9 protein-coding genes are annotated in these 12,602 nt (G+C 50.3%); 5 read left to right on the top strand and 4 right to left on the bottom strand.

Annotated elements, in window-relative coordinates; translation table 11 throughout:
* The first annotated feature begins 8 nt into the window (after positions 1 to 8).
* The 4 genes from gpmI (at position 9) to V5T57_RS01980 (ending at position 6,191) form a co-directional block, all read left to right on the top strand.
* Complete coding sequence (gene gpmI / locus V5T57_RS01995) at positions 9 to 1,565, top strand: 2,3-bisphosphoglycerate-independent phosphoglycerate mutase (RefSeq protein WP_332889482.1); 1,557 nt, start codon at positions 9 to 11, stop codon at positions 1,563 to 1,565.
* On the top strand, positions 1,522 to 2,754 hold the full coding sequence (locus V5T57_RS01990; RefSeq protein WP_332889481.1) for a murein hydrolase activator EnvC family protein: 1,233 nt from the start codon (positions 1,522 to 1,524) through the stop codon (positions 2,752 to 2,754). The genes gpmI and V5T57_RS01990 overlap by 44 nt, the downstream gene beginning before the upstream one ends.
* Before the next feature lie 410 nt (positions 2,755 to 3,164).
* A complete protein-coding gene (locus V5T57_RS01985) occupies positions 3,165 to 4,529 on the top strand; it encodes a S41 family peptidase (protein WP_332889480.1) in 1,365 nt (454 codons plus the stop codon).
* 36 nt (positions 4,530 to 4,565) lie between these two features.
* Positions 4,566 to 6,191: a divergent polysaccharide deacetylase family protein gene (locus tag V5T57_RS01980; RefSeq protein WP_332889479.1), complete on the top strand. Its 1,626-nt coding sequence runs from the start codon at positions 4,566 to 4,568 to the stop codon at positions 6,189 to 6,191.
* 26 nt (positions 6,192 to 6,217) lie between these two features.
* Here the strand turns inward: V5T57_RS01980 and V5T57_RS01975 are convergent, their stop codons facing one another.
* Positions 6,218 to 7,549, bottom strand: coding sequence for a GGDEF domain-containing protein (locus tag V5T57_RS01975; protein WP_332889478.1), 1,332 nt, complete (start codon positions 7,547 to 7,549; stop codon positions 6,218 to 6,220).
* Between the two features lie 494 nt (positions 7,550 to 8,043).
* Here V5T57_RS01975 and V5T57_RS01970 point away from each other — a divergent pair, with 494 nt between their 5' ends.
* On the top strand, positions 8,044 to 10,239 hold the full coding sequence (locus V5T57_RS01970) for a M23 family metallopeptidase (protein ID WP_332889477.1): 2,196 nt from the start codon (positions 8,044 to 8,046) through the stop codon (positions 10,237 to 10,239).
* A gap of 194 nt (positions 10,240 to 10,433) precedes the next feature.
* On the opposite strand, the gene prmC is transcribed toward V5T57_RS01970, so the two are convergent.
* The 3 genes from prmC to V5T57_RS01955 all read right to left on the bottom strand — a co-directional run bounded on the left by prmC (position 10,434) and on the right by V5T57_RS01955 (position 12,600).
* The gene (gene prmC / locus V5T57_RS01965) at positions 10,434 to 11,309 is read right to left on the bottom strand and encodes a peptide chain release factor N(5)-glutamine methyltransferase (protein WP_332889476.1); all 876 of its coding nucleotides are present in this window, start codon (positions 11,307 to 11,309) and stop codon (positions 10,434 to 10,436) included.
* A 215-nt stretch (positions 11,310 to 11,524) separates the two neighbouring features.
* Positions 11,525 to 12,040, bottom strand: coding sequence for a cytochrome c-type biogenesis protein (locus V5T57_RS01960; RefSeq protein ID WP_332889475.1), 516 nt, complete (start codon positions 12,038 to 12,040; stop codon positions 11,525 to 11,527).
* Positions 12,040 to 12,600 carry a DsbE family thiol:disulfide interchange protein gene (locus V5T57_RS01955; protein ID WP_332889474.1) on the bottom strand — a complete coding sequence of 187 codons (561 nt, stop codon included), beginning with the start codon at positions 12,598 to 12,600 and terminating at the stop codon, positions 12,040 to 12,042. Before V5T57_RS01955 ends, V5T57_RS01960 begins: the two co-directional genes overlap by 1 nt.
* Positions 12,601 to 12,602: the final 2 nt, after the last annotated feature.

The following is a 12,602-nucleotide window of genomic DNA, read 5'->3' as shown; positions in this document are numbered from 1 at the left end:
ATGTCATTATGCAAGCGCACCGTCCCAAACCCATGACGCTGGTCATCCTTGATGGCTGGGGTCTGCGTGATACCACGGAAAATAACGCCATTGCCAATGCCGCCACACCACATATGGACCGCTGGTTTGCTGAGCGACCCAACGCCAAAGTGCAAACCTCGGCTGGGGATGTTGGGCTTCCTGAGGGGCAGATGGGTAACTCTGAGGTTGGTCATCTTAATCTCGGAGCAGGCCGGGTGGTGTATCAGGAGTTCACCCGGGTGGGGCGTGCCATTGAAGATGGTTCATTTATGAAAAATGAGGCACTGCTGTGTGCCATTGAAGATGCCAACAAGGCTGGTGGCGCCGTCCACCTCTACGGTTTGCTCTCTCCCGGTGGTGTCCACTCCCACCAAAATCAAATTCTTGCTGCGGTGCAGTGTGCCTCAGACAATGGGGCCAAGGAAATCTATATCCATGCCCTACTGGATGGTCGTGATACACCGCCCCAGTCGGCCAAAGGGTTTATGGCAACCTTTGAGGCAGGGTTAAAGGAGATTGGTGCGGGTCGTGTGGCAAGTGTGTGTGGCCGTTACTTTACCATGGACCGGGATAAACGTTGGGAGCGGGTGGAGCGGGGCTATCGCCTGATGACCCTGGGTGATGGCCAGCCTTTCGATTCCGCGCATGAGGCGATTCAAGCCGCCTACGATGCTGGGCAGACCGATGAGTTTATTGAGCCCTCGGTCATGGTGGAAGGGGGCCAGCCCATTGGTATGATCAACGATGGGGATGCCATCATCTGTATGAACTTCCGGGCTGACCGGGTGCGTGAGATCAGCCATGTGTTTACAGATACAACCTTTGAACCCTTTACACGTGACGGTCTGCCTAAACTGTCCGCCTATGTCTGTCTGACCCAATACGATGTCTCTTTACAGGGGGTTCGTGTTGCCTACCCACCTGTCGATTTGACCAACATTTTGGGTCATGTCATGGCTGATCAGGGGCTGACCCAATTACGGGCAGCCGAAACAGAAAAGTATGCGCACGTCACCTACTTCTTTAACGGTGGTAAGGAAGATCCCTGTCAAGGCGAAGATCGCTTGCTGGTACCTTCTCCCAAGGTAGCAACGTACGATATGCAGCCGGAGATGTCGGCCAAAACCTTGACCGATAAGGTGATAGAGAAGGTGCAGAGTGCTCAGTATGACCTAATGGTCGTGAACTATGCTAACCCGGATATGGTGGGTCATACCGGTAGTTACGAAGCTGCGGTTAAGGCGATTGAGGCGGTGGATACACAGTTGCTTCGTCTGACCGATGCCATTATGGATGCTGGTGGTGAAGTACTGATTACAGCGGATCATGGTAATGCGGATCAGATGGTGGATGATCGGGGTACGGCCCATACCGCGCATACGTTAAACCCTGCTCCACTCATCTATTTAGGGCGGGATGCCCAACTGACGGATGGTCGTCTAAGTGATGTTGCCCCCACCTTGTTGGCCTTAATGGGTTTGCCCCAACCGCAGGAGATGGATGGGGTTTCTCTGGTTCAGCTTAAAACCGTTGCAGGTGGTTGACCCTGTGACCGGGCTAAGAATATATGGGCTGGTCACCAGCCTGTTGTTGATGTTGCTGCTGGCTGTGCCGGTTGCGGCCCAAAGTGGTGGTGCGCAACGGGCCAAGCTGGATGCCATTGTTCAGCAGCTTAAAGAGGAGCAACAGGCCCTAAACAAAGTGAAGGGTCAAGAGCGTTCTTTGCTCAGTGAGCTGGAACGTATGGAGCGTCGTTTAAGCAAAGGGGTGAAGCGACTGGCTGAAATCCGCCAGGAAGATCAGCGCATACGCCACACTTTGCCCACGTTAAATGCTCGTATTGATTCCAGAAAAATGGCCATGGCCCGTCAGCAACAGCTCTTGGCGGGTCACCTTCGCCTGTTCTACGGTATGGAGGGTAAGGAGGCCTTGCGGATCTTAGCACCTCAACGGCACTCCAAAGCCACCATGCAGAATATGGTCTATTTCCGTTATCTGATTGAGGCCCGTAATGCCCGTTTTACCCACTACAAAAAAAGTGTGGAGTCGTTGCAAGAGGCCATAACCGAACAGCAACTGGCTTTGGCCACCCTACAGCGGTTGGCCAAAAAAGAGTTGGAGCTGCGGGTTGATCTGGAACGGGAGCGGGCGGAGCGCAGTAACCTGCTTAATCAGGTTCGTCGGGAACGTCGCCTGCATGCCCGCAAAGTGGAAGAGCTTAAAGAGGCACAAGAAGCGTTAACCCGGTTTGTGAGCAAACTTGATCGGGCCATACAAAACTCCCCTTTGGAAATTGCGCCACGTGCCAGAACGGCCAAGGCTAATCCTACCCGTCAAACACGAACACCCTCCTTCAAAAAAATTCATCAAATGAAAGGGCGTTTACCTAAACCGGTCCAGGGGCATTCCGAAGCTAAGGATCCGGGGCTCTTTTTTGATGTTCCACAGGGTGCTCAGGTACGTGCCATCCATCGGGCACAAATTGTCTATGCCGACTGGTTCCGGGGCTATGGTCAGTTGTTGATTTTGAACCATGGGGAGAATGTCTATTCCCTTTATGGTCATAATAGTCGACTGTTGGTGGCACAGGGTGACTGGGTTGAGGAGGGGGATCTGCTGGCTGAAGTAGGGAATACAGGGGCTTTAGATGGTCGGATTGGCCTCTATTTTGAGATTCGCAACCGGGGCAAAACCGTTAATGCCCGACGGTGGTTGGTTCGCCGAGGTCGCTAGTTCTAGGGCTAGGGTAGGGGGGTAAATAGGGTCCAATAGCTACCTGGTTCGCCGTGCTCTGCTTTGTGGAATGCTGCGAATATGCGCTTAAGTAACCACTAAATTCTGACACTTTTTCTAGCATTGATGCCGCAATGGCTTGGCTATAAAACCTTCATGCTTGGTCTGATAACAGACTTTTCCCGCCTCATTCTCGTTCTTTCAAACACTTTTGCTTACTAGCACACCCTTTGCATAGCTGTGAAATCGGACTTTTTGTATCAAAGAGGACCTTTGTCGGCACATTTTGATTGAAGAGGCTGGAAAAACTAGCGTGCTTCAGGCATTTTTAAAGGATTTAATCCACGAGGGTTTTGGTACGCCCATTCCCACAAGGCATGCGCAGTTAACGCGGATGATAGGTGCTTAAAATGAGTCAGGATAAAAAATCGACACGTAGCTGGCTGTGGCTGGTGGTGGCGTTGGTTCTTTTTATCGTTGGTATGCAGGCCGCTAATAACGGTATGGCCCTGGGCCGTGTGACCTACGAAAAGTTAAAAGTATTTACTGAAGTACTGGATCTTGTCCGCACCCAATATGTGGAAGAGGTGGATGAAGAGAAGGTTCTATACGGTGCCATTAGTGGCATGTTGGAAACCCTGGATCCCCACTCCTCCTTTTTGAATCCTGACAGTTTCAAAGAGATGAAGGTGGATACTAAAGGTGAGTTTGGTGGCCTTGGTATTGAGATTACCCGTGGCGACCAGGCCATTAAAGTGGTTGCACCTATAGCAGATACCCCAGCCGATCGTGTGGGTATGAAGGCGGGTGATCTGATCATTAAGATTGAAGATGAGAGTACACAGGACATGAACCTGATGGATGCGGTCAAACGCATGCGCGGTAAGCCTGGTACTGATATCAATCTGACGGTGATCCGTAAGGGTGAAAATAAACCTCTGACTTTCACCATTACACGTGCTGTGATCAAGATCAGCAGTGTTAAATGGCGGGCTGAGGACAACAACCTAGCCTACGTACGTATTACCTCCTTCAACGAACAGGCCCGTCCTTTATTGGACCATGCGTTGGATGAGATTGAGTCTGAGATGAAAGGGAATCTACGTGGGTTGGTGTTGGATTTGCGTAACAACCCCGGTGGATTACTGGATCAAGCGGTTCAAGTGAGTGATGCATTCCTTCATAAGGGACGTATTGTTTATACCAAGGGGCGCATTAAGGGTAAGGACCTCTCCTTTGATGCACACCGTGGGGACCTGATGGATGGTGCCCCCATTGTTGTGTTGGTGAATGGTGGCTCTGCTTCAGCCTCTGAAATTGTAGCGGGTGCTCTGCAGGATCATAAACGGGCTGTCGTCATGGGTACGCAAACCTTTGGTAAAGGTTCGGTTCAGACCATTATGCCACTGTCTGATGGTGCCGGTGTGCGTTTGACCACCGCGCTGTACTACACCCCGAGCGGGCGTACCATTCAGGCTAAAGGTATTGAGCCTGATATTATTGTTGAAGACCTAACCTTGGCTAAGCGTAAAGATCGTATTGAGCGGGCTAAGGAGAAGGATCTGAAGGGTCACTTCGATAATGATGGTAAGCGTACCGATAAAAAAGAATCTAAAGACGCTAAAAAAGATGGCGACGGCAAAGGTAAAGCAGAAGGCCAGCCTGAAGATCGTGACCGGGTTACAGGTCGTAGCAAGGATGATTATCAATTGAAGCGGGCACTGGATCTGCTGCGCGGCTTACAAGTGTTCCAGACCTCCGCTCTGCAACGCTAAAAAGCGACGCTTCATATACAACACGGATGTGGTTTCTTGAACCGTCTAACACACGTCACTTCTGACACCAGTCAACACGGGGGTGCCCGCTGGGATTTCCTAGTGGGTACCCTACTTGTCTTTGGCCTGGTTGGTTTTATTTTCTATCTTTGGGTCGCTGGACCTTGGTCGTTACTGGACCAGGAGCGCTTGGCAACCCCATGGGGTACGCCGCCCTATGCTGAAGAGCAGGGCTATACACTGCAGCCTGCGATGTCCCGTATCATGCAGGAGGATACTGAGGAGCTGAACAGAGATGTTCAAAAAGCCTCTTTGGTGGCCAAACCTGAAGCTATACCACCAGCACTCGATAATCCAATAGAGGATGAGCCAGCTGAGCCTCCCCAGGGTGATCTTGATGCCGGAATGCAGTCGGAAGTAACCCCCCCCGCGGCCAAGGCAGAAAAGCCCAAACAGACCGATGCCTCCAAGCAGCCGGTTGAAGTGCAAAAAAAGCCGGATACATCTGTCCGTCAAAAAGAGCCAAAAAAAGCAGAGTCAGATACGACGGTTGATGAGAAAAAACCGACCCCTGAACACACCAAGCGTGTTGAGCCAAAGAGCCAATCAAAAGACACGCCCCAAAAAAGTCAGGCCGTTGTTGAGAAAACAGCTGAGACTAAAAAAGAGCGTGCACCGGTACCCGCTGTAAAAAAAGCAGCTAAAGCGCTGCCTGATTCAAAAAAAGAGACCAAGGCCGCGGTTAAAGCATCACCCGTTAAAAAAGAAATACCGGTTAAAACCGAAGCAAAAAAGCCCACTCAAACAGAAAAACCTGTCAAAAAAGTGGCCGATAAACCAACCGGTCCTGCTAAATCGGAAAGTACATCCGGGATTATCTATGAAGAGGATCTCTCTGACGATATTGATAAGTCAGAGGTTCCTGTGGTGGAGGAGAAAAAACCGACACCAACACCATCCCGTATGGCCAAGATCGCGGTTATTATTGATGACCTTGGCTACAATGGTTCAGTGGGTCGCGGTATTGTCAGGTTACCTGCTGATATCACCTTAGCGGTATTGCCCGGTGGTCCTTATTCCCGCCAGTTGGTGAACATGGCGGATAAAAAGGGCCAGGAGATCATCCTTCACCAGCCCATGCAGCCCAAAGGTTACCCTAGGGTTAACCCGGGTCCAGGTGCTTTGTTGGAAGGTATGGAACCTGATGAAGTAACAGAGATTTTGAATAAAAATCTCAAGGCCTTTCCAGAGGTTGTGGGTATTAATAACCACATGGGTTCTGCTTTGACAGAAAACCGCAAGGTGATGAATGCGGTGATGAAAGTTCTTGTCCGGCGTGAACTCTACTTTGTGGATAGTCGTACCTCTCCCCGTTCAGTCGCCTACCGTTCTGCTTTGGCTCACGGTGTACCCCGAGCTAAACGGTCTGTCTTTTTAGATAACAAACGTACGGTTGAAGCGATCTTAAAACGGCTTAAAGAGACCGAGCGTATTGCACTGCGAACGGGATCGGCCATTGCCATTGGCCACCCCTACGGTGTGACCTTAAAGGCTTTAAAACAGTGGTTACCGGGTTTGCAAAAACGGGGAATAATGGTGGTTCGGGCATCCAGTTTGTTGGCACCTGAATCGTCACGAAAGTGGTTTAAGCCAGAGAGATAAAGCGAGCTGTCGGGGGGAAGGGGCGCTTATACCCCAGTTTGTTCCCCTTCATAGAGGACAACCCGTACACCATCGTCCAGTGTACGGGCTTGGGTTATGCTAAATTCAACCCGTTCCAAAATGGTTTTTTCATCCAAGACCTCTTCACAACGTACGACGCTAAAGCTGGCACGTATGCGCAGTGAGGGGGCATTCAGGGCCTCTCTCAACCCTAGGAACATTTGCGCTAGGGCCTGGGCACGGGCCATACCCAGCTCGGGTTCATTGAGCAGAATATAAAAACGCTCTTCCTCACGACGTGCCAACCACTCCCCTTCGTCTAAAAGTCGGGACATCCGTGCGGCTAAGGCGACCACCAAGCGGTGACGTTTGGACTCGCTCAGTTTGTTTAAGACCGCAGCCAAATGATCAACCTGACAGCCAATGACGGCAAATCCGTGACCCAAATGTTGTTGACGTTCCATTAACCGTTGTAAATGCGCACTTAGGGCAAAGCGGTTAGGTAGGCCGGTAAAGGGATCTTGCAAATTATCATCACGGGTTGATTGCAGCGCTTCATCCATCTGCTTTAAACGATCCCGTGCTTGTAACAGCCGTTGGCTACTTTGATCCAGCTGTCTATGAATACGTTTAGCGTGGCGACGGAATCCATCGGCCTCTTGAATAAGTACCTGTTTTAACTCCTGCACATTGACTTGCTCAGGGGTCTGTTTTAGGCGTTCAACCAGGGCATCAGTTTCGCCATCGGCCTGACCTAAATCCTTAAGACCCGCACTTAAGGTCTCTGCCAGTCGTTGCAGGGTTTGCATGAGGTCACTCTTTTGACGCTGCCAGCGTCGTTCCCGCTTTAACTCTTGATCGGGTAGTGCGGTCAGCAGGTCAAAAAGTACCTTCCAATCGGGTTCTTGATCATCAGGCATGGCCTGTAATGCGTGCTCAAGCCAGGGGTCCCCTTCACTTAACTGGTTTAGGGCCAAACATAAATGGGTGCGAAAACGGGGCGGGGGAGCTTGGGGATCAATTTTTTGATGAAGGGTATCCCAATCCTGAGGTTCGGTGATCCATGGGGTAATGCCTTCCAAATCTTTTTTAAGCTTATTTAGGTCTGGTTCTCGTTGTTTGCTGATCTCTTTTTGCAGACGGCTTAGTTGGGATTGACGCTCATGAGATTTTTCTAATGAGGGTTTAACCAAATGCTCTAAAACTGTGTCGACCAGGGTTTTGATCTGGGCCATCTCACCATCACAGGGTCCTTTAATAATAAGATCCCGGACCTGTTTTTGGGCACCAGAAAGATCAGCCGGGCTCTTTTTAAGCTTGGCCAGAATCTCTTCTAAAAGGGTGACAGCATCTTGCATGCAGGTTTCTCTACCTCAAAGTGTCAAAATAGCTCTTATCTATAAGATCGGTTGGAATGGTGGCTAAGCGTAGCAGAACATGCATAAGGCGTAGGTTATGGTGCATTTTTGGGCCTATATGGGGTGTGTCTTCTCAATGGATATAACGGTTAGAATAGTATTAGTCATTGAATAAGCATATAAAAATAGAGTTCTAGCTTGTGAGTAAACTACACTAAAAGAGGCTGGACGATAGATGGACAGAAGATATTAACACACAAATTATATGTGAAACAAATAAAAATAGCCTGCTAAACTCCATAACAATCCGAGATTCTTGACAAAAGCTGTATATTTTAGTTATTTTGCTCTGGTTTTACTTGCCGCAAGGAGCGGCCTGAGAGCTCAAGCGAGAATTTGCATCTTGCCTGAAAAAAAGGACTGAGAATTGCATCAAGGGTAATTCGGATCAAGCCGTTGCCTTGATGGCTATACAACAGTCAGCGGATAACTCAATGAATTCTGGTCATAACAAAAAGCTGAACCGTTTGGGAACCTACGCCCACACTGGTGGATATTTGTCGCGTCAACAACGCCCTGAGCGTCGTTGGTTGCGCTTTTTCCTGGTGGGTGCGTTGACCGTTGGTGGGCTGGTAGCCCATCGGGTTCTTGATGCCCATACTGGACAATCTGTAACCCACCCGGGGCAGAAGTTTCAGGATGCTATGGTATTGAACCGCGCTGGTCTGCTGCCTGTAGCTCCCCCAACACTAGATAATGAACCAACCCGTACCGCCATCTTTACCCCGGATGCGTTGCTTGAGCCTGACCCTGTTGCTGAGGTTATGACACCTCAGGAACTGGAAGTGGCCCATCAATCCGCACCCAGTGTTGAGTTGCCGATGGGTCTTGGTACAGACATGGGTGACGCAAACAGCGATGAGCCTGTCATGGCGGTGGCAACCACCACATTACAGGAAGATCAAGTACGTGCTGGAGATACCATGACCGGTATGCTTCAACGCTATGAGATCTCTTACGCAGCTGCGTTAAAAATGTATAAGGCCGCTAAGCCTCACTATGACTTAGCTCGGAAAATGCGTGCCGGTAACCCAGTGGTTATTCGCCGGGACCGTCATCAAATGTTCCGTGCCTTTTACTACGCCATTACCAAAAACCGCACCCTGGTTATTACCACAGAAGATCAGAAGCGCTTTAAAGCACAGGTCGAGCAACGTAATTTGCAGTTGGCCACTTTAGAAGCTCTACCCCGTATTGATCTGGAAAAACCCGCATTATCAGATCAAGCGGCGGCTTCCATGTCACCTGGGTTGGCCGCGCTATATGGTAAAAGTAACATTGTGGATGGTGAGCTGGGTCTGAGCGACAAAATTCCCAAAATTGCCCCGGCACCTAAAGCCATTGTTTCAACCCTGGTCCAGGGTGAGATAAGTGAGCCGACGGTTGCGGCATTAAAGTCTGCCCAAACCGATGTTGCTCAGGTGACGCCAACTGGCGCAGCCACGGTTAAACAAGTGGCGATTAAGAAGAGAAAACCCGTAAAGCACGATAAAGTACGCAGCCGTTTTCCTAACGCTAAGCAAGTGGTGACGGAAAAGGTGCGTCGTGGTGATATGTTCAGTGCCATTTTGGCCCGCCATGGGGTGTCCAATCTGGTCGCGTTTGAAATGGCCAAGGTGGCCAAGCGTCAATCCAGTTTTGATATTGCGCGTCGGCTGCGTCCGGGGCGTGAGCTCAACATGGCCTTTGATATCAAACATAACCTCATTGGTTTGACCTATGAGGCCTCCACAGATAAAACGCTTTATATTGAAAAGAAGCCGGGTCGTGGTCTGGTCGCCGAGTTGGAGCAGAAGGCGTATCAAGTCAAGCTGAAGTCTGTGACGGGCATAATCAATGGTTCGCTGCTGGTTGCGGCCCGTAAAGCTGGTCTCTCGCAAAATCTGGCCATGCGTCTGGCCGGTCTATTTGAGTGGGATGTGGACTTTGCGCGAGATATTCGTGCCGGTGACCGTTTTACGGTTGTGTATGAAGAGCTGCAAATGGATGGCCGTAAAATCCGTAACGGCAACATCCTCGCTGCCAAGTTTATTAACCAAGGCAGTGCTTACGAAGCGATCCGTTATAAAGATCCGCGTGGTGTTGTTGGCTACTATAAGCCGACGGGTTCCAGCGTTGAGAAGATGTTTATTAAGGCCCCTGTGGACTTTACCCGCATCTCTTCGCGCTTCTCCTTGGCGCGTAAGCACCCAGTCTACGGCTTTACCCGCGCCCACAAAGGTGTGGATTATGCCGCGCCCAAAGGCACCCCTATTCGTGCTTCAGGCAGTGGCCGTATTTTGTACCGGGGTCACAAAGGTAGCTTTGGTAATCTGGTCATTGTCAAACACAACAGCACCTACACCACAGCCTATGCCCACATGAGTGGCTTTAAGCGTGGTTTAAAAGTGGGTTCGCACATTAAGCAGGGTCAAGTCATTGGCTATGTTGGTGCGACTGGTGCAGCAACCGGCCCCCATTTGCACTATGAAGTGCGGGTTCGTGGGCGTCAGGTTAATCCGCTTAAAGTGAAGTTACCCATGGGTAAAAGTGTACCCCGTCGTTATCTGGTCGATTTCAAACGTCATAGCCAGAAGATGACTGCGCTGCTCCGCCGGGCACCCAGTGTTGTGGCCGCCTTGGATAACTAAAGCAGCCTATCGGCATACGAACAAAAAAAGCGGGCCTTGAAAAAGGTCCGCTTTTTTGTGTGCTGATCAAGAGATCTCGATCCCCTACTTGTAAGCGTCAGCCGCCCATGGTGCCTGCTACTTAAGAGGTCAAAGATCGTTGTACAGGGTGGCCTATGCGTATGGTCACACTGTGTTAGCTCAGAGTAAGATCCCTATCGTGACCCCATGACCACACGATCGTGTTGGGCATAGTCTTTGAGGATCTGGATATTTTTTAAACCATGGTTTTGCATCAAATCATGCACACGCTGGCCTTGATCGTGGCCAATTTCAACCGCCAATAAGCCGCCTGTATTAAGGCGTTTGACCACATCTGGAACCAAACGATTATAGATATCCATACCATCCATACCCCCATCCAGTGCCAATATGGGCTCCCAATCCTTTACTTCAGGCTCTAAGGTTTGGATGACGTCATGGTTGATGTAGGGGGGGTTGGAGAGGATCAGATCAAACGGTGTCTCCTCTGTAAGCGCTGCACACAGATCGCTTTTAAGCCATTGACTGCGTGTCTGTAGGCCCAATAGCTCTGCATTGGCTTTGGCGCAGGTTAAAGCGTGTTCTGAGAGGTCTACACCGATCCCTGTCGCCTCTTTAAAGTGATCAAGCAGTGCCAGGGCAATAGCACCCGAACCCGTGCCAATATCCAACAGCTTGGTTGGTGCTGCATTTTGCGCTTCAAAATGGTCAATGACAGCTTGAACCAGATGTTCGGTTTCTGGACGGGGAATTAAGACCCCTGCGGTAATCTTTAAATCCCAATGCAAAAAAGCCCGCTTCTCTAGGATATATGCGACCGGTTCCCGAGCGGCCCGGCGTTTGATTAATGCTTTATAGCTGGCCAGTTCATCTGGTGTCAGTGGACGGTCGGGATCTAAAAACAGATCCAAGCGGCGTATATCCAGTGCATGAGCCAGTAGCAACTCTCCATCCAGTCTAGGAGAGTCCACGCCCTGTTTTCCTAACCAGTCGGTGGTCCACTGTAGGATGGTGCGAGCGGTCCATTGTGGTGTGTTGGGTTCAGCCATTGGGCGTCCTGAAGGAAAGACCGCTTACCTTGTATGCATGGTCAGAGAGATCAAAGTTGAAAGAGCTGTTAACTTTGATGCGAGATCTAACCTCAATAAAGGTTCGCTGACATGATCGAGATAAGTCGAGGAATAAACAAAGGTAGGTCAAACAAAGGGGTCAACACCCGCACCCTCTCGCGTTATCGCATAGAGGGTACGGGTGAAGGCATACCTTACATATCGATGCTATCCAGCTCTTTTTGAATACGGGATTTCATATCCCCGCTGGTTGCTTCATCACTATTTTTATCCGCTTTGGATGCAGACTTGGTGTTTGGATTATACCAATTACGAATGGCAAACCATAACCCGAAGGCGCCAAACAACAGTGCCGCAAAAGGGCCTGCCCACAACGCCATATTACGGCTGTTCATCACCGGTTCCATATAGATATAGTCGCCGTAGCGCTCCAGGAAGTAGCGACGAATATCATCCTCTTGCTCACCGGCATGTACTTTATCGCGCACCACCTTCAGCATATCTTTGGCCAGACCAGAGTTGGAGTCATACACCGACTGACTCTGGCAAACCGCGCAGCGAAGTTCAGAAGCGATCTTACGGACCAGGGACTCCCGTGGATCTTCAGCCTTAACCGTACCCTGTTTGGCCGGTTCAGCTTCTTGTGCCATAACCGGGGTGACCACCAGCAGTGCCAGTACACACATGCTCCACTGAAGTAGATGACGCATCACGATGCCCCCGGCTTTTTCTTAGCGTTATAGGCTTCTATTAAAGGTAGAGCGACGGTGTTGAACCAGTTACGTACCAACGGGCCATACTCTTTTTTAATAATCATCCCATCGGGGTTAACCAGATAACTCTCCGGTGCGCGGACAATACCCCATTCAATGGCCACCTTCTGATCAGGGTCAAAAACCATGGGGTAGCTCGGGGTACCGTGGCGCCGTAAAAAAGCCATGGCGCCGCGGCGGGTATCTTTGTAGTCCACACCAATGACAGCAAAATCATCCCGTTCTTTGATTAGGCGGTCCAGGCGCATCAACTCAGGATGCTCACCCACACAGGCCCCACACCAAGAGCCCCAGAAATTAACCAGAATCCATTTGCCTTTGTAGTCGGCAATATCAATGGTATCTGTGCCGGCTAAAGCAGGACCACGTAGGATAGGTGCAGGTTTTTCAAGCAACGCCGTGGGGATCTTTTTGGTATCCCGCCCCAACCCCAACCCCATGAGTACCAGAATCAGTACAATGGAGCCTAACAGAATGAATTTCCATAATTTACCCACGA

It is taken from the genome of Magnetococcus sp. PR-3 (assembly GCF_036689865.1).
Classification (GTDB): Bacteria; Pseudomonadota; Magnetococcia; order Magnetococcales; family Magnetococcaceae; genus Magnetococcus.
Note: the sequence above shows the minus strand (reverse complement) of the source record. Positions and strands in the feature narration are given on the sequence as shown.